The 18,246-nt window shown below is 30.7% G+C and carries 25 protein-coding genes; 23 read left to right on the top strand and 2 right to left on the bottom strand.

What is annotated here, in order from left to right; all coding sequences use genetic code 11:
• Positions 1 to 35: 35 nt before the first annotated feature.
• Entirely contained in the window at positions 36 to 542 is a 507-nt protein-coding gene (locus tag QWY99_RS07305) for a CAP domain-containing protein (protein ID WP_290263217.1), read from the top strand.
• 26 nt (positions 543 to 568) lie between these two features.
• Here QWY99_RS07305 and QWY99_RS07300 read toward each other — a convergent pair whose 3' ends face one another.
• On the bottom strand, positions 569 to 1,474 hold the full coding sequence (locus QWY99_RS07300; protein WP_290263215.1) for a carbohydrate kinase family protein: 906 nt from the start codon (positions 1,472 to 1,474) through the stop codon (positions 569 to 571).
• Between the two features lie 148 nt (positions 1,475 to 1,622).
• Positions 1,623 to 2,789 (bottom strand): MFS transporter, encoded by a 1,167-nt coding sequence (locus QWY99_RS07295; RefSeq protein ID WP_290263213.1) that lies wholly within the window; start codon positions 2,787 to 2,789, stop codon positions 1,623 to 1,625.
• Positions 2,790 to 2,893: 104 nt separating this feature from the next.
• Here QWY99_RS07295 and QWY99_RS07290 point away from each other — a divergent pair, with 104 nt between their 5' ends.
• From QWY99_RS07290 to QWY99_RS07185, 22 genes are all read left to right on the top strand, one after another.
• Positions 2,894 to 3,727 carry an AraC family transcriptional regulator gene (locus tag QWY99_RS07290; RefSeq protein WP_290263211.1) on the top strand — a complete coding sequence of 278 codons (834 nt, stop codon included), beginning with the start codon at positions 2,894 to 2,896 and terminating at the stop codon, positions 3,725 to 3,727.
• Positions 3,728 to 4,187: 460 nt separating this feature from the next.
• Positions 4,188 to 5,549: a hypothetical protein gene (locus QWY99_RS07285; RefSeq protein WP_290263209.1), complete on the top strand. Its 1,362-nt coding sequence runs from the start codon at positions 4,188 to 4,190 to the stop codon at positions 5,547 to 5,549.
• A 3-nt stretch (positions 5,550 to 5,552) separates the two neighbouring features.
• Positions 5,553 to 6,593, top strand: a complete 1,041-nt coding sequence (locus QWY99_RS07280) for a hypothetical protein (RefSeq protein WP_290263206.1) — start codon at positions 5,553 to 5,555, stop codon at positions 6,591 to 6,593.
• A 4-nt stretch (positions 6,594 to 6,597) separates the two neighbouring features.
• Positions 6,598 to 7,671: an RHS repeat-associated core domain-containing protein gene (locus QWY99_RS07275; protein ID WP_290263204.1), complete on the top strand. Its 1,074-nt coding sequence runs from the start codon at positions 6,598 to 6,600 to the stop codon at positions 7,669 to 7,671.
• 2 nt (positions 7,672 to 7,673) lie between these two features.
• Positions 7,674 to 8,012 (top strand): hypothetical protein, encoded by a 339-nt coding sequence (locus tag QWY99_RS07270; protein WP_290263202.1) that lies wholly within the window; start codon positions 7,674 to 7,676, stop codon positions 8,010 to 8,012.
• Positions 8,013 to 8,216: 204 nt separating this feature from the next.
• Positions 8,217 to 8,468, top strand: coding sequence for a hypothetical protein (locus tag QWY99_RS07265; RefSeq protein ID WP_290263199.1), 252 nt, complete (start codon positions 8,217 to 8,219; stop codon positions 8,466 to 8,468).
• Positions 8,469 to 8,470: 2 nt separating this feature from the next.
• Complete coding sequence (locus QWY99_RS07260; RefSeq protein ID WP_290263197.1) at positions 8,471 to 8,866, top strand: hypothetical protein; 396 nt, start codon at positions 8,471 to 8,473, stop codon at positions 8,864 to 8,866.
• 121 nt (positions 8,867 to 8,987) lie between these two features.
• Complete coding sequence (locus QWY99_RS07255; RefSeq protein ID WP_290263196.1) at positions 8,988 to 9,419, top strand: hypothetical protein; 432 nt, start codon at positions 8,988 to 8,990, stop codon at positions 9,417 to 9,419.
• Positions 9,420 to 9,449: 30 nt separating this feature from the next.
• On the top strand, positions 9,450 to 10,214 hold the full coding sequence (locus tag QWY99_RS07250; RefSeq protein WP_290263195.1) for a zinc metalloprotease: 765 nt from the start codon (positions 9,450 to 9,452) through the stop codon (positions 10,212 to 10,214).
• 2 nt (positions 10,215 to 10,216) lie between these two features.
• Complete coding sequence (locus QWY99_RS07245) at positions 10,217 to 10,768, top strand: hypothetical protein (protein ID WP_290263192.1); 552 nt, start codon at positions 10,217 to 10,219, stop codon at positions 10,766 to 10,768.
• Between the two features lie 269 nt (positions 10,769 to 11,037).
• The gene (locus tag QWY99_RS07240) at positions 11,038 to 11,319 is read left to right on the top strand and encodes an RHS repeat-associated core domain-containing protein (protein WP_290263190.1); all 282 of its coding nucleotides are present in this window, start codon (positions 11,038 to 11,040) and stop codon (positions 11,317 to 11,319) included.
• A gap of 473 nt (positions 11,320 to 11,792) precedes the next feature.
• Positions 11,793 to 11,993 carry a hypothetical protein gene (locus tag QWY99_RS07235; RefSeq protein ID WP_290263189.1) on the top strand — a complete coding sequence of 67 codons (201 nt, stop codon included), beginning with the start codon at positions 11,793 to 11,795 and terminating at the stop codon, positions 11,991 to 11,993.
• A gap of 2 nt (positions 11,994 to 11,995) precedes the next feature.
• On the top strand, positions 11,996 to 12,388 hold the full coding sequence (locus tag QWY99_RS07230; RefSeq protein ID WP_290263186.1) for a hypothetical protein: 393 nt from the start codon (positions 11,996 to 11,998) through the stop codon (positions 12,386 to 12,388).
• Between the two features lie 392 nt (positions 12,389 to 12,780).
• Positions 12,781 to 13,251, top strand: a complete 471-nt coding sequence (locus QWY99_RS07225) for a hypothetical protein (RefSeq protein ID WP_290263184.1) — start codon at positions 12,781 to 12,783, stop codon at positions 13,249 to 13,251.
• Between the two features lie 108 nt (positions 13,252 to 13,359).
• Positions 13,360 to 13,758: a hypothetical protein gene (locus QWY99_RS07220; RefSeq protein WP_290263181.1), complete on the top strand. Its 399-nt coding sequence runs from the start codon at positions 13,360 to 13,362 to the stop codon at positions 13,756 to 13,758.
• Positions 13,759 to 13,843: 85 nt separating this feature from the next.
• The gene (locus QWY99_RS07215) at positions 13,844 to 14,191 is read left to right on the top strand and encodes a hypothetical protein (protein WP_290263179.1); all 348 of its coding nucleotides are present in this window, start codon (positions 13,844 to 13,846) and stop codon (positions 14,189 to 14,191) included.
• On the top strand, positions 14,169 to 14,315 hold the full coding sequence (locus tag QWY99_RS07210; protein ID WP_290263178.1) for a hypothetical protein: 147 nt from the start codon (positions 14,169 to 14,171) through the stop codon (positions 14,313 to 14,315). Before QWY99_RS07215 ends, QWY99_RS07210 begins: the two co-directional genes overlap by 23 nt.
• A gap of 2 nt (positions 14,316 to 14,317) precedes the next feature.
• Complete coding sequence (locus QWY99_RS07205; RefSeq protein ID WP_290263177.1) at positions 14,318 to 14,710, top strand: hypothetical protein; 393 nt, start codon at positions 14,318 to 14,320, stop codon at positions 14,708 to 14,710.
• Positions 14,711 to 15,079: 369 nt separating this feature from the next.
• Positions 15,080 to 15,433 (top strand): hypothetical protein, encoded by a 354-nt coding sequence (locus tag QWY99_RS07200; RefSeq protein ID WP_290263175.1) that lies wholly within the window; start codon positions 15,080 to 15,082, stop codon positions 15,431 to 15,433.
• Between the two features lie 257 nt (positions 15,434 to 15,690).
• Positions 15,691 to 16,251 (top strand): 2'-5' RNA ligase family protein, encoded by a 561-nt coding sequence (locus QWY99_RS07195; RefSeq protein ID WP_290263173.1) that lies wholly within the window; start codon positions 15,691 to 15,693, stop codon positions 16,249 to 16,251.
• Between the two features lie 64 nt (positions 16,252 to 16,315).
• On the top strand, positions 16,316 to 17,245 hold the full coding sequence (locus QWY99_RS07190; protein ID WP_290263170.1) for a helix-turn-helix domain-containing protein: 930 nt from the start codon (positions 16,316 to 16,318) through the stop codon (positions 17,243 to 17,245).
• 101 nt (positions 17,246 to 17,346) lie between these two features.
• Positions 17,347 to 18,114 (top strand): SDR family NAD(P)-dependent oxidoreductase, encoded by a 768-nt coding sequence (locus QWY99_RS07185; protein ID WP_290263167.1) that lies wholly within the window; start codon positions 17,347 to 17,349, stop codon positions 18,112 to 18,114.
• Positions 18,115 to 18,246 lie beyond the last annotated feature (132 nt).

Genomic DNA, 18,246 nt, shown 5'->3' with positions numbered 1-18,246 from the left:
ATAAACACTTTTAAATCAGTAAATTATATTTTATCATGATAAAAAAAATTAGTCGAATTACATTCGTTATCACATTAATAACAACACTCGCTTCCTGTACTAATGATGTTCTAGGCAATAGTATTGCATTAGGTCCAACTCCCGAAGCAAATGTAGCTTACAATTATACTCCCGAAGAATTAGAAGTAACTAATTTAATTAACGAATACAGAATCAGTATTGGTTTGAATCCACTGGAAACAATTAACTATGTTTCTGTAAAATCCGAAGAGCACAATAATTACATGATAACCAACAATGCAGTTGGTCACGATAATTTTGTAGCCCGTTCAGAAGACATCATCAAAGCTCTTGGCGTTATAAAAGTAAGTGAAAATGTTGCTTACAACTATAAAACTCCTCGGGCGGCGGTTAATGCTTGGCTAGCGAGTCCACTTCACAAAAAAAACATCACAGGAGATTATAGTGACTTTGGGATTTCTATAACCAAAAACCCTATTAACGGGAGAAACTATTATACAAATATCTTTGTAAAGTATTAGTAACTGGAATTGATGTGAAATAAAAACTAAACCCTTCTTTGCATTAATTCATCAACTTGAGTAGATGTGATATCAGGATTTGCCCCTACAGATCCTGCCACTAAAGCACCAACTGCACAAGCTAAATCAATGGCTCTTTGCGGATTACTTTCATCTGTCAGCAACGACGTAATTAAGGTTGCAAGAAATGAATCGCCAGCTCCTACCGTGTCAGCCACTTTAATCGGATAACCTGCATTCTGATACATTTTCCCTTCCCACAATAACAATGCTCCCTCTTTCCCTTTGGTAACGCACATCGCTTTAGAATTTGTTTTTTCTGCCATAAATGCCATGTTCTCTTCTAAACTTGTAAAAGGAGATTTCATAACAGCAGCAATTTCCAACAACTCTTCGTCGTTGAATTTTATAAAATTGGCAGATTGCATTAGCTTTTCGATTATATCATACGAATAATGGGGTTTTCTTAAATTGACATCAAAAACTTTATAAACATCATTTTTAAGCAACTCTTCTAATGTCAAACGCGATACGGAATCTCTACAAACTAAACTTCCATAAATAAGCACAGCTGCATTTGCAACCAATTCACGGGCTGTATCATTAACAACGATCTTATCCCAAGCCGATGGGTAATTTATTTCATAACTAGCCGATCCTGTATCATTTAGAGAAACTTGAACCAAACCAGTCGAGAATTCTTCTGATTTCAAAATAGCAGCTGTATCTAAACCTAAATTCTTTACGTGTTCTATAATTGCAATTCCATCAGCATCATTACCTACACAACTAATCATTGCAACATCACATCCTAATGTTTTCATCCTTAAAGCAACATTAAGTGGAGCACCTCCTATTTTCTTTTCATTACCAAAAACATCCCAAAGCACCTCACCGTAAGACACGGCCTTAATCATTTTATTGCTACTCATTGCATTTCATTTTATAATACAGTCATTAAAACCAACATCGTTAAAGTAAAAATAGACTTTTATTTAAAATAATTTAATTCCTAAAAGAGATATCTACTAACAAAAAAGACAAATCGATTAGACTTGTCTTTTTTAAATATGATTTTAATTAAACCTTTTGTAATTTAAGAATACGCTTTTCTCTTTGAATAAACACAAAAGTAATAAGTATTCCCAAAGCCGACATTCCAACACCAATGAGGTTAGGCGATGCATAACTATATCCTGCAATTAAAGGTAATCCTCCTAGAAAAGCACCTAATGCATTTCCTATATTAAAACTAGCCTGGATCGCTGCGGATGCAATCATTTCGGCTCCAGTTGCTGTTTGAATCATTAACATTTGAATTGGTGCCACGATCGAAAACGAAACACAACCTGTTAAGAATGTTAGAAACAAAGAAGCATATTGATTAGAAGAAAAAGAATAAACCAAAAGTAAATCGATTGCCATAACCAAAAGTAACATCATGACTGTAGAAGCAGGCGAAAATTTATCGGCTAATTTCCCTCCTATAAAGTTTCCGATTACCATTCCTAATCCTGCCAAGATTAAAATATAAGGAACACTTTCGGATGAAAATCCAGAAACACTAGTAAGTAAAGGTGCGATGTAACTTATCCAAGAAAACAAGCCTCCAAAACCAATTGCTGTTATTGCGATAATTAACCAAGCCTCTGCTCTTTTAAAAAACTGCAACTGTGTTTTCATGCTTTCGCCATTATTCGATTCTAAATTTGGCATCCATAAATAAATACAAAGAAATGTAAGTAGTCCAATTGCGGCGATAAGAACAAATGTATAACGCCATAAAAAATGATGCCCAATATAAGTACCAATTGGAACACCAATTAAATTTGCTAATGTTAATCCTGCAAACATTATAGAAACAGCCTGTGCTTCTTTTCCTTTATCCGCAAGACGACTAGCAACAACTGCTCCAACTCCAAAAAATGCTCCGTGTGGCAATCCCGAAAGTAATCTCGAAGCAAACAATAATTCATAAGTAGGCGCAATAATCGAAAGGGCATTAAATACAGCCAACATCATCGATAAAATTAAAAGCATTTTTTTTGGTGGATAATTTCTACCTATAATAACTAAAAGCGGTGCACCAATTACAACACCCAAAGCATAAGCTGAAATTAAATATCCAGCTACCGGAATGGAAACATTCATATTCTGTGCAATATCTGGTAACAAACCCATCATCACAAACTCTGTGATTCCGATAGTTAAACCTCCCAATGAGAGCGCAATAAGACTTTTTTTCATTTGATTTTTTTAAGAAAAGGAATAGATTTTCTATGGCACAAATTTACTTCTTCCGAAGTTTAAATAAGTTGTACATTTACAACATAAACTTGTATATATAGAGCATGCCGAAATTAAATCAATTTGAAACGCTTGTTATCCATGAATTTGAAGATGAAAAATTCCATCTCCCTTTTCATAGTCACACCTACTATGAAATAATTTATATCGTTAAAGGAAATGGAATTCATCACCTTAACAAAAACTTACTTCCTTATAAATCAGGAGATTTATTTGTCGTTTCACCCGAAGACGAGCATTATTTTGATATTAAAAAAAGTACCCGATTTGTATATATAAAATTTACTGATAATTATTTCAATTCAAACAAAAGCCTCTTCTGCGATGATTTACTTCTAAATACTCCAGAATGTTTTATGAGAGATAGATTACTTAAAGAGACCGTCCTTAAACTAGACGAACCTTGTAAAACAATTCTAAAAAACACAATCGAGAACATTACCGCTTATAACAGCCGAATTGACGTAACCACTTCGCCTATTGTTTTCTATCAGATCCTTTCTATCTTCGGATTAATTAAAGAAACGATGCGAGGTATGAATCCTAAAGTAAAAGGGAATAATTTTGATAACGAACAAATTACATCTTACATTCATCAGAATATTTATTACCCTAAATCTGTTCAGATAAAAACAATTGCTGCTCATTTTAATATCGCCGAAACTTATTTTAGTGCTTATTTTAAAAGAACATTTTCTATTAGCTACAGAGCGTATATCAATAATTTACGCACCACATTAATCGAAAAAAGAATTTCAAACAATCAAATGCCCATCAAGCAAATTGCGCACGAATTTGGTTTTACGGATGAAAGCCATTTATCGAATTTCTTTAAAAAAAGGAAAAACATGAAACCTACTGATTTTAAAAAGCTATAGGATCATTCATTACTAAATCAATCTTATAACTCGACTAATTCGCTTTGCCTATTTGATCCTTTCAAGTTATAAAATTGAAGAACCGCAACCATAGTATTGCTCCTTTGTAAACCTTCATTTGGATGTAGAGTAAAAACTCTAATTATATTTTAAACCTCGATTTTACAAAATTGAGGTTTTTTTTGTTTGATTTTTTCCCTAGTAATATTGAAAATTCTCGTAAGAAGTGCCCTGACTTTCAAGCTATTTCTAGTACTAAATAAAATAATATAAAAAAGGGTTTTCTTAGTAATACTGCTCTGTAGTACTGCGTACGATACCGTAAAAATCCGTAATGCTCAAGCCTACCTTTTGTGTTAAATTTAAAATTTAACAGTATTAATCTATTAAAAATAATTACATTGTAGGAATTATTTTAAACTAATTAGATTTTATACTATTTTAACCAAAAACAAAAGGAATGAAATTGACCGAAATTATTTTAAGCATATCGTTATTCTTGTCAACAATATTAACCTCTGGACAGGTTAGATTTCCAAGTCCTAATGATCATTACACTCCCTTCAATACAAACCCCCATCCTAATTTTCCGAACGCACCGAGAATAGACATTTTTGATAAAAATGATTTTTTAGGTTTAAAACAACAACAGCAAATTACGGAACAGCAAAATCGCCAATTGATACGAGAAAACGAACTGATTGAAAGGAGAAAAAAAGAAAGATTAAAGCTAATTAGTTCATGGAGTAATCAATCTAAAAACAGTAATTATGTTCCACCTACTTTTTCAAATCTAAAGGGAACAGAGTATTATCGAAATGTTTATGATAAAATGCTCACACTAAACAAAGAAAACTTCTCTGTTAAAGATGTAAACTTTGAAATTGAAAACGCCTATTTTGAAAACAAACTGGATAAAGATCTATTTGATAAAACCATTAAGCAGACTGGTAAATTTTTGATAGCTAAGATGAAAGAATTGAATTATGATGTTAACAGTAATGCACTTAAAAATTTTATGCTTTTTGAATTCTTTACTCAACCACTTGAAGTAAACGGTTTCAAAGAAAAGCACTTTCCGATAAAATACGATTTTGAAGATTATAGTGGTAACAAAGATTTGTCTAAGATGTTTGTTACTAAACTTATGCGTACTGGAACTGGACAATGCCATTCCATGCCATTGTATTACTTAATACTTGCAGAAGAAATCGGAGCAAAAGCCTATTTGGCACTTAGTCCAAACCATATGTATATCAAGTTTCAAGATGAAACAGGAAAGTGGTATAATCTGGAACTTACCCGCGGAGTGTATACTGTTTCATCATTTATTCTAAACTCAGGATTTATAAAAGCAGAAGCGATTCAAAATCGTATTTACATGAAAGGTTTGTCCAAACAACAATTACTATCTCAATTTTATACTGACTTGGCAGTTGGATATGTTCAAAAATACGGTTACGATGGATTTATAGAAAAAGTAATCAATAAAGCTATAGAATTATATCCTAATAATATCAATGCGAATATGCTTAAAGCAAATTACGACAACGCATTTTTTAGATATGTTACAAATAAAATAGGCATAAATCCTGAAGATAACAAAGAGTTACAAAAGATCAATGCTTACCCTCAAGCGGTCCATTTATTAAATAAATCGAATAAGCAGTATAAAAGAATTAAAGATTTGGGCTATCAACACATGCCTGCTGAAGCTTATGAAAATTGGTTAGGTTCACTAAAAGATGCAAAGCACAAACAAGAAAACGAAACAGTTAAGAAACAATTTAAAGGACTAATTATAAAAAAACAAAAAGATTAAAAAATGAAGAAAACAATATACATACTAGTATTACTTATTTCCTTTTTTTGTGCAAATGCGCAAAAACAAGAGAATCTGTTTGAAGATAGCTATACTTTACTCAATGGCATGATTGCCAATGAAAATAATTACAGCTTTAAGAAAGCAGTCTTTTCTGTAGAAAATGCTTATTTAGATGGAAACCTAGACACCGTTTCGCTAAATAAGAAACTGAAAAATTTACATAATTTGACTTTGGCTCTTACCAAAGAACGCTTTTTAGATTATCCTGAAAAGGATAAAGAAAAGGTCAATAAATGGGCAGCTGTTTTTCAAGTCATGTGTGATACTATTCCTTTAATTACAAATAATATAGTATATCAATACAAACCTTTTGGTTATGATTTTAATGATGTCTTTGGACATCAGACCAAAAAGAGTCTTTTTGTTTCAAAATTATTAGAAACACGAAAGGGTAATTGTCATTCTTTACCCTATTTATATAAAATTCTTGCTGAACAATTGGGTGTAGAAGCAAATCTAGCACTAGCACCAAATCATATTTATATCAAACATCGCAGCCTAAAAGAGGGCTGGTACAATACCGAATTAACAAGTGCCATGTTTCCTATTGATGCTTGGATTATGGCGTCGGGCTTTGTGCATATTGATGCTATTGCTAACGGAGTATATATGAAAGCTTTAAATAATAATGAAAGTATCGCCCTTGTTTTAATTGACTTAGCGGAAAACTATAATGCTAGATTCCCTAATAATGATGGAGAATTCGTTTTAAGATGTTGCGAGTTGGCCATAAAACAATATCCAAACTTTGCATCGGCATTGATTTTAAAAGCGGAAACAAACTACACTCTAATTGAAAAAGAAATCGATAAAGAAAAACAAAATTTGCTCTTTAAAAAATTAGAAAAACAATACGCTTTTATTCATGAAATAGGATACAGAAATATGCCCGAAAATGTGTACCTCAGTTGGTTAGTTTCTTTAAAAACCGAAAAAAACAAATATCAAAATAAAAAGATAAATGCATTTAATAAAAATTAATTTCATGAAAACCCTTTATTTTTTAATACTTTTAATCCTTAGTTTTAATGTAGTTTCAGCTCAGGAAATTTTGTCAAAAGAAGAACAAGAAAGAAGAGCTAAAAATGTTCTAGCAGGAAATCCATTTGCTAAATACGGCTCAAAAGCACCCGTTGCAACGTTGACCAACGGAAAATATCTCGAAGTTCATGACCTAGATAGTATCGTCACTATTGGTAGAGTACGCTGGCATGTAAAGAACCAACAAATTGTCGGGCGTATAATTCATGACCCTACAGATCCTTATGCACAACCTATTGGCGATGCTGTAGGACGCTGGATATCTCCAGACCCGTTAAGTGAAAAAATGCCTAATTATGGTTCCTATGTTTATACTTTCAATAATCCTATCAATTTTGTTGATCCAACAGGTATGATTGCAGAACCCCCTACTGGTGTAGATGCAAATGATGGGGCTATTCATACAGATAGTAGTGGTAGTTGGAAATACAATAAAGCTACGACTACTTGGATGGGACAGAATGGAGCGAAAGATTTAGGTAATACTATTGCATTAAATAATGTTAATATTAAGGGGTATAAAAAAACATCGTATTACCAAGGTTATTTTGACACCTATAAATATATTGACGGTAAAAATCCTTATTCGCCTTATATACCAGATGCAACTGGATTTTCAACAAATGTTAATATAAATACTGGACTTTTTGGAGAATTTCATGGAGCCATAGGGATTGCAATTGACAGAAAAAAAGATTTTGCTTTTTTTGGAAGCTATGGGGGTAACATTGGTTATAATGGTACATTAGCATTGCCTAAATTGGGATGTGGATTGTCTTTTGATATGTATGATAATTATGGAGGAAACACTGGCGTACTTGATGGATTAAGAGGTACTTCAACAGGCTATACTGGCTCACTTCTTTTTGGTGGGACTTATTCTAAATCCGCTGAAAGTAATAATTTTGGATTTTCAGATAAAGGTGTTGAAACAAAAAGTTTTGATTTGAAAGTAGGATTCAATGCTGGATTTACAGGCTCTAATACGATAATATTTTATAATTCTAAAAATAATTAAATATGAAATACTCTTTATTGATGTTATTAGTTTTGACTTTCAATTCTTGTATGAAAGTTGATTGTAATCGTTTAGCAGAAAAAAGAAAGAATGATGAGTTTCTCGTTGTTGTTTATAATAAGCCAAATACGGGGACTTATAGATTTAATATTAGTGGGATTGATCCAATATCAGGTGAAAAAAGAGAATATAAGACAAATAATGGTTGGTATGAATATAATAGTCACATTTCTATAGGAGATACTATTATTAAAAGAAAAGGAGAATTAATTTTTAATATTCATAAGAAGGATACAGTACTAACTTTTCCTTGGAAATGTGAGGGAAAGATTTATAAGTAACTATCTCTATGATTTTTTTGAAATGTACATTACATTAAAAAAAAATATAAGATATTCTATTTCCACAGCTAGTCCGAAAATTAGGTAACAGTGCGCTAGGGCGATATACATGTATTATCAAATGCGACGGCTCAATATTATCCAAATCGTAGAAAATTTGAGAATATTAATATTGTTTCTACAGCAAGTTCAATTGTACCAGGAATGGGACCTGCTATTTTTGGAGAAACCTTAGGATGGACACCTAAAAACATAATGAAAGGACAAGTCCCTCAAACTCCAGAATCATTTAATAAATGGGCAGTTCAAGTAGGTGCAGCAGTTTTAAGTAATCGTTTTGGAAAAGCAACAGATAATTATCTTTCGGGGTCTAGTTTTGGAGAAGCAATGGTAAGAGAATATTTTAAAGGATTTGTAGCAGTTGGAGCTAACTCAGCTTCACAAGAAATAGAATAATTATGAAAGTAAAAACAAAGGCAATATTATTTTTTGGAGGGATGTTTTCTCTTCTTTTATTCGCATATATAAGAGGTTATTGTACTGATAACAAATTAAAAGAAAATGGAAAAAAAACAATCGCAAGACTTGATTCTATTGTTACTCCTCCTAAATGGGCCTCAACGGTGTATTTAACGTATTATATTGACAATAAAAAATATACTTCATTTGAAAGCGATATAGAATATAAAACTACAAAAAATGATATTGGTAAGTTTTATGAAATGAAATATTTGCCTGAATCTCCAGAAATAGTTAGAGGTAATTATTCAAAAGAAATCACCGATACACTAGCGATTTTAAATGCAGGATTTTCTAGAGAAGATATTGAGAATAGTAATTTAGGAAAAGAATAACAACGTACTATTGCTTGGATATGTAGCCAAATGCCGCGCGGAATCTCCCCCATTCCATCTAAGTATATTGACAAATAAAATTAAATGAGAAAATTCAAGATGATTGGGAAAAACAAGAATAATGAGAACTAATTTTTATATAATTATGCGTATGTGCATTTTACTATTACTTATAAACTCTTGTAGCAATAAATGTATTGTAAAAAATATAGAGGTTAGTGTATTGTTAAGTACAGTTGCAAATGAAAAATCTATTAATTATTGTGAATTATTAAGGAAAGCCCTCACTGGCGATGAAAATTCAATAAAAAAATTATCGTTATTAGAGTTTGACAATGCCGTTGGATATGATCAAGGGGCAGTTATTGTTGATCTAGTTACAACATTAGGTGAAACGGAATACATAAAATCCATTTCAAAAATAAACAGTGAACAAAAAAAAATAATCCACTCTTATATAGATGTTGGATTAGAATATGGCAACAATTCTTTAGTTAAAGGAAAAAACTTTAAAAGTGCTTTCCCTAATTTATATTTTTTTTTAAAAGAATAAATTGAAGCGTAACTCTTTGAAATTTGTGTAGTGCGCAAATTAAAATTCGTTTTCAGAAAAAAAACACCTAATTATGGTTCGTATGTTTATGCTTTCAATAATCCTATAAATTTTGTTGATCCTGATGGAATGGCACCATTACCATATGATATAATCACCAACGTTTCTAATAAAAAAGGAGATATTCACTATGTTCAAAGAGATATAAGTATAAGAATGACCTTAACCATTGTTAACTCAAACAGTGCAGATTTATCTAAAACAATGTTTAATAAATCTGTTGGGTCTGTTCAACTATCGTCAATGACGGGTGTTGCGCAAAAAGATTTTAGAGGCAATGATATTTATGCATCTGATAATTTGCAAAATGTTTTTCTTGATTATAAAGTTGTAAGCTCTTTAAAAGAAGTTGGAGAAAATGACCACGTCATGATGTTAGTAAATGATATACCCAAAATAGCTAATGGCATTAAACCTGTAGGTTTAGCAATTAAAGGAGGAAGAGTAAGTGCTGTAGAAATTGGAACAATAAAAAATAGTACTTTTAATCAAGCAGCTCAACATGAAATAGGTCACAATTTAGGATTAGAGCATAAGAATGGAGGATTAATGAATCCATCAATCATAGCAGGTACTACTTCTACAAGTGCTTCTGAAAGAGGTAATATTTTGTATAATCAAGTAGGTCCTCTAGAAGGAAATGGGATTTATATTCAATCTCAAAATAGTACAAACTATAACACTAAGATTCAAACACAGGTAAATGATTTTTTATCAAAAAATAAAATAAAATAACAATGAAAAAGTACAAAAAAATAATAGTCATCTTACTAACAATATTTATTTTCAGTTGTAATGAAGATAAAGCAAAAACTATTAATATTGGAAATTATCAGATAGACATACCAAGTGATTGGAAAGAAATAAATCAAAGAGGAATTGATAGTTATTTAGGAGTTATTATAACTGCAAAAGGCGATACCATAACAAGTGATTTTGGAGAAAATACTGAGAAATTTAATGAAACTAATAAAGTTTTTTCTAGAAAACAATTTTTAAAGTATAAAGAAATGGGCATGGATACGGAAAATTTATTTTGGTCTTATACTCCTGAAATAGATCAAGCTCAAGGTACGTTTTTAAATGAATTTTATATGTATATTATTATTGATAAACATAAATCAAAATTAAGAATTCCTAAAAATGAAGGTAAAGGATTTACAGGAATCTCAATTGATAGTGTTAAAAAATCTAAAAACAGATTAACAATAATTGGAGAAAATTTAAATAAGACTGAAAGTGATTTATTAGTTAATTCTTTTAAAACAATTAAGTTTAACGATAAATAATTAAAATAATAAAGAAAAATTTAATTATAGCATTTTCTTTATTGCCAAAGAAAATGATAAAACTATATTTAACATAAAATAAAGTTCTAGAATAGAGCCCTAAACAACAATAAACATAAAACCTATATTTTTTAATACTTTTAGTCCTTAGTTTTAATGTAGTTTCGGCTCAGAAAATTTTATCAAAAGAAGAACAGGAAAGAAGAGCAAAAAATATTCTAGCAGGAAATCCATTTGCTAAATATGGTTCAAAAGCGCATGTTGCAACGTTGAGTAACGGAAAATATCTCGAAGTTCATGACCTAGATAGTATCGTCACTATTGGTAGAGTCCGCTGGCATGTAAAGAACCAACAAATTGTTGGACGCATAATCCATGACCCTACAGATCCTTATGCACAACCTATTGGTGATGCTGTAGGACGATGGATATCTCCAGACCCATTAAGTGAAAAAATGCCTAATTATGGTTCGTATGTTTATGCTTTCAATAATCCTATAAATTTTGTTGATCCAACAGGTATGATTGCAGCCCCCCCCCTACTGGTGTAGACGCAAATGATGGGGCTATTCATACTGATAGTAGTGGTAGTTGGAAATACAATAAAGCTACGACTACTTGGATAGGACAGAATGGAGCGAAAGATTTAGGTAATACTATTGCATTAAACAATGTTAATATTAAAGGATATAAAAGCAATTATGTTCCATCAGGAGCCTATGGTCCTGATAAAGACCCCACTCATGCTGCAATGGTTGCTGGTGTAGTCGCTTTACCAATATTGGCAGTTTCAGGAAGTCTGGCGGCAGGAGGGTCTTATGCGATTGCAGAAGTTGCGTCAGCATTTTCTTAAATAACTCTGCAATCTGCAATAACTAATGTAGTCGGGAATGCAGGAGCTCAATATTTATCAAACGGAAGAAATTTTGGAGAAATAAATTTATTTTCGGCTGGTAGTTCTATTGTTCCTGGATTTGCCCCTGTTATTTTTGGAGAAACATTTAGTTATACGCCTAATAATTTCATGGAAGATGATGGACCTTCAGTGCCAAAATCATTTAATAAATGGGCCGTTCAAGCAGGTGCTTCGGTATTAAGTAATCGTTTTGGGAAGGCGACTGACAACCATCTTTCAGGTTCAAGCTTTGGGGAAACAGTGGTCAAAGAATATTTTAAAGGAGTTATCGGAGTTGGGGCAAATTCGATTCCACAAGAAATAGAATAATTATGAAAGTTAAAACAAAAGCAATAATAATTCTAGGAGGGATGTTTTTACTTCTTATGTTCGCGTATCTATGGGGTTACAACACTGATAATAAATTAAAAGCAAGTGGTGTAACAACTATTGGCAGGATTGACAGGATTGAAGAGTTGCCAAAGTGGTCTTATTTACATATGTCATATTATATTGGAGACAAGCGATATATTTCCTATCAAAATGGTTTGCACACAGGAATCTCTAATAAAGATATTGGAAAATTTTATGAAGTCAGATACTTACCTGAATCTCCTGAAATAGTTAGAGGTAATTATTCAAAAGAAATCACCGATACATTAGCTATTTTAAAAGCAGGATTTTCTAGAGAAGATATTGAGAATAGTAATTTAGGAATAGAATAACAATGTACTATTGCTTGAATATGTAGCCAAATGCTGCGCGGAATCTCCCCCATTCCATCTAAGTATATTGACGAATAAAAAAATTATGAGATATAAGCCTCGTATCTACGAGGCTTTCTGTCTTTAATAAATTGTGACCCTATATACATTAATACCTGTTCTGAACAATAGGTAGAATTAAATAAAAAATCTTGATGGGACATATGGAATGGAAAATTAAAATATCATGGACAAACAGCCTTAGATTTCGGAAATAATTTTTTACCAAGTCATTCAGGTTTAAATGTATCTCCAAGAGCAACCATGGCAACTTATTGTAATTGCTTAGATATTGGAGCTGGTATTAGAGCATTTTTTGGAATTAGTGTGGATTTAAAAATAGGAACTCAAGAATGATACAGATAAATGTAAAAAATAAAAGTAAAATTACTGTCTACGATGATAGAAATATAGTTTATACAATGATTAGAAATACACCATTGCTTTCTTTTAAAACTTATGGAGAAATTTTCGAAGGGGATAATAAAATAGGTAAAATACAATTAGGTATTTTTTTTAAAAAACAAATTTTATATCAATCTTTTTTTGAGAAAATTAATATTATCAAACAACAACTATATATGACAGATTTTTTAATTGATGAAAATCAAATTAGAATTAAAAATAATCCTTTTTTTTTCTTTAATAAAAAGATTTTTTCCAAGATATATTTTAATTCGGAATTAATTGCTATTGTATCTATGAGGGATATTTTAGATTTAGAAGGTTATAATTTAGATATCAAATTTCTTGTAGAAAATAAACAAATCGAAAAATATTCTGTATTATGTTATTTAATTTGTTGTATAGAATTTAATGTGTAGAGAAATTTATGAATTATAATTTTGAAGTTACTGAGAGAAGAAGAGCTTTGTTGCCTTGGTGGATTAAGTTTTTTGTTTGCTTGTTCGTTATCAATAATTAGATTAATTATGATAAATAAGAGAAATATTATACCGTTATTATTTTTGATGGCTTTTTTTATTTTTGTTTTGTACGGTCAGATACGAAGTTATAAATACGAAAATGAATTAAAAGAAAAAGGTGTTGTAACAATTAGTAGGATTGACAGTATTGAAGAGTTACCAAAGTGGTCTTATTTACATATGTCGTATTTTATTGGAGACAAGCGATATACTTCCTATGAAAATGGTTTACAGACAGGAATCTCTAATAAAGACATTGGGAAATTTTATGAAATCAGATACTTACCTGAATCTCCTGAAATAGTTAGAGGTAATTATTCAAAAGAAATCACCGATACATTAGCTATTTTAAAAGCAGGATTTTCTAGAGAAGATATAATGAATAGTAATTTAGGAATAGAATAACAATGTACTATTGCTTGGATATGTAGCCAAATGCCGCGCGGAATTTCCCCCATTCCATCTAAGTATATTGACAAATAAAAAAATTATGAAATGTATTATTTTGTTAAGTGTTATTTTATTGATGTTTTCCTGTGGATCAGTTGTTGATTGTGAATTGTTAGCAGATGCTCGCCGTGATGATGAGTGTCTTTTAATAGTTGAAAAATTAACTGATAAATACAGTCGATTTGACTATAAAGGAACCAACCCAATAACAGAAAAAAAATGTGATTGTAATTCACAAATAAGCGATAGATGGTGGTCTATTTACAAAGGCTATATAGAAGTTGGAGATACACTTGTAAAAAAGAAAGGTGAACTTATTTTTAGTATCCATAAAAAAGATACTGTTTTAAGTTTCAATTTTGAATGTGGAGATCAAGTTTATAAGTAATCATTTTGGGAAGGCCACAGATAATTACCTTTCGGGTTCTAGTTTTGGAGAGACAGTGGTCAAAGAATATTTTAAAGGAGTTATTGGAGTTGGAGCAAATGTTGCTCCAAAAATATTAGATTAATTATGATAAATAAGAGAAATATTATACCGTTATTATTTTTAATGGCTTTTTTTATTTTTGTTTTGTACGGTCAGATACGAAGTTATAAATACGAAAATGAATTAAAAGAAAAAGGTCTAATAACAATTGGTAAAATTGATAGTATTAAAAGACTACCTAAATGGTCTAATATATATATATCCTATCGCATAAAAAATGAAAAATATAATTTTCATGAAAATGATTTAAAAGCGACAATTTCATTAAAAGATATTGGTAAGTTTTATAAAGTTAAATATTTATCAGACTCCCCTGAAATAATTAGAGTAGATTATTCAAAAGAAATCACCGATACAATAGCGATTTTAAATGCAGGATTTTCTAGAGAAGATATAATGAATAGTAATTTAGGATAATAATATAAAATACGACGACAGCCGAAAGTAGTAATTTGAAGTCAGAGCTCACTCAGCTAGCGCGAGCATCTTGCTCGTGAGCACAATCTTAATCAATCAATATCAGTTTGAAAAAAAGTTTGATTGTTATTATCATAATCTCATGTAGAATCGTATTTCGGAATCAATAAAATTAGTAATAAATTGATAAAACAAGTTTCAGCTTTTTAGCTAAATATGTGTTTTCTGCTTATTTTTTTAGCTAATATTGAAAATTTATTTATGCTCACGAGCAAGATGCTCGCGCTAGCGTGGGACCGAAAACCAATTTAATGGTTTATTATCAACTACTAAAATTTTATAGATACCTTTAAAATAAATTAAAATAAAATGCAAATAGAAGAATTTAAGGATAAATTATTTTTTGTTGTCAATAACATTCAAAATACAAATTATGGTTCAATAATTGCCGAATTTAAATTAGTAGTTTTAATTCAGGAATTCATATTAACAAATATAATTACGAAAGAAACTTTAATAGATATTTTCGAAGAGGAAATGATTAAAAATTCAGATTTAGAAGCTAAAAGACAAGTTTTAGGAGAAATATTATCAAACATAAGGAACTCTCATAAATGTATCTCTATTTTAAACGACTATGGAAAAGATTATATTAATAATTTATATGAATCATTAAACTTATTTATTTCAAGTAAAAAACTATTTGATGAATGCAATGAATAAAAATCCAGATGTCACGAATATATATTGTAACATTGAGCCACACCGCTTATGATATGTCTAGTCCTGAAATTTCATTAACAAAAAACCAGAATCTGCTTATATAATTCTTAAACCAAATAATTATCCAGATTTAGTAACAAATACTGAAGTGACAATTAATAATACTTCTAAATATTTTCAGTTAAAAAATTAAAAAACCTCAACTGTTAGTATTGTAACTTTGTAAATCTCTAATTTTATAAGAAATAAAATCTACAATGCTGAAACACTATTCGGTTGCAATATATCCTTCTGAACCAATCATTGGCATAATTAAATCAATGAAAGAACAACTGGCTAAAGAAGTTGGATGGTTTAATAGTAAAAATTCTGTTGCCCATAATACCATTTGTGAATTCAAAGCTTCAGACAAAGAACTTGAACTTGTTAAATCCAAATTAAACCGATTGTGTGATAGTTTTGAACCATTTGAAATACAATTAGACGGCTTTAGTTCTTATGCAAATGGTGCATTTGTAATAACTCCTAGCGAAACTTCTAAAAATAGATTAAAACCAATTATGAAACGGGTTCAACAATCACTTCTTATCTCGAATATGAAAAAAAGTGATAGTCCTCATCTGTCAATTGCCCGAAGATTAAGTCCTGAGAATATAAAAATTGCAAACCAGATTTTCACCTCAATCGATCTCAATTTTGTATGTGATGCTATCGTATTGAGACAGTTTGACGATACTATAAAACAATTCATGGTAATTGATACTTTTAAATTTAATAGTAATACACAACCTGAATTGATTCAAGGAACCCTTTTTTAGATTAAAATCTATTTAAATCCTTAATAATTATATTTCGTATATTTGAATCTTACAAGTCATTTACATGAAAACGACTTCAATCGACCAATTTTATAAAGAAATCACAGAAGGATCAAATATTGAGCCTAGCTCATTATTGCCCAATGATATAAAAAAAGAAATTGGACACTTTAATGTTTTCAATATAAAAGAGCTCTGGGAGAAGTTTGAAAACAAACCCGTTATGGCTTATGATCGAAGAACTTATTACAAAATAAGTTTGATTAGAGGTAAAAACAGAGCTGAATACGCTAACAAGGTAATTGACATTAAGAAGAATGCCATCTTGTTTGCAACTCCCAAAATCCCGTATCATTACGTACCTCTAGACACTGATCAATCTGGTTATTTTTGTATTTTTACATCAGAATTCATAACAGGTAATAAAAACGGAATAGAACTAGATGAGCTACCTATATTTAAATCTGATGGCTATCCTATTTTTGAACTCAGTGATAACGAAACTACCGAAATTGAGCTAATATTCAAAAAGATACATACCGAAATCGATTCTGATTATGCCTATAAATATGATTTAATTCGGAATTATGTATCAGAATTAATTCATTTTGGACAAAAACTACAGCCTGTAACTGCTTTATATTCCAAACACAATTCGGCCACAAGAGTTTCCTCATTGTTCATAGAATTACTTGAAAGACAATTTCCTATAGAGTCTCCACATCAGAAAGTAGAATTAAAAACTGCCAAAGATTTTGCTACTCGATTATCTATTCATGTAAATCATCTTAATAAAGTACTTAAAGAAAATACCGGAAAAACTACTACCGAATTAATCAGTAGCCGACTAACTCAAGAAGCAAAGATTTTACTAAAAGAAACGAATTGGAATGTATCTGAAATTGCATACGCTCTGGGTTTTGAAGAACTAGCCCATTTTTCTAACTTTTTCAAAAAACAAACCTCAATTACTCCGTTATCATTTCGTTTATAATTTATTGGATTTGAATTTTGCAAACATCTGATTGAAATTTGCAAACAGCTCCTTTTGCTTCTCATTTACCTTTGTTCTTTCATTTATAAACAAATATAAAAATGGCAACAAACACTAAAATAGCCTTAGTAACTGGAGGCAGTAGAGGATTAGGAAAAAATATGGCAATAAGCATTGCTAAAAAAGGAATCGATGTAATACTTACCTATAATAGCAATGAAGATGAAGCTAAAATTGTAGTTGCTGAAATTGAAAAATTAGGACAAAAAGCTATTGCTTTACAACTTAATACTGGTGGAGATATAGCAAGTTTTGATATTTTTTACACCAAAATTGCAACTGCTTTAAAAGATACTTTTCATGCTGAACGCTTTGATTTCTTAATCAATAATGCTGGTATCGGAATTAATACTCCTTTCTCTGAAACGACCGAAGAGCAATTTGATCAGTTACTGAATATTAACTACAAAGGTGTATATTTTTTAACCCAAAAAGCATTGCCTTTTTTACAAGATGGTGGGCGAATAATTAATATTTCTACAGGATTGGCACGATTTACTGGACCAGGCTACTCTGCTTATGCATCTATGAAAGGTGCAATAGAAACCTTAACAAAATATCTAGCAAAGGAACTTGGTAGCCGCAAAATTACCGTTAATGTTGTTGCTCCAGGGGCTATTGAAACCGATTTTGGAGGTGGAGCTGTTAGAGATATCCAACAATATAATGATTACGTTAAGTCTGTAACTGCATTGGGTCGTGCTGGATTACCAGATGATATCGGTGGTGTTGTGGCTTTTTTATGTACGGAAGATGCTCGATGGATTAATGCGCAACGTATTGAAGTTTCTGGAGGAATGAATTTATAAAAATAAATAACTAGTAAGGAATTAAGAAATCTAAGTGTTGCTTATTTTCGAAACTTAATTCCTTACTAATTTAAAATGGTGTTGTGACTTTTAGAAATGTTTCTTTTTTCTGCACCTTTAAGACTTTCCTAC

Source organism: Flavobacterium branchiarum (assembly GCF_030409845.1).
In the GTDB taxonomy this organism is placed as follows: domain Bacteria; phylum Bacteroidota; class Bacteroidia; order Flavobacteriales; family Flavobacteriaceae; genus Flavobacterium; species Flavobacterium branchiarum.
The sequence above is the reverse complement of the archived record's forward strand: the minus strand, read 5'-3'. Positions and strand labels throughout refer to the sequence as shown.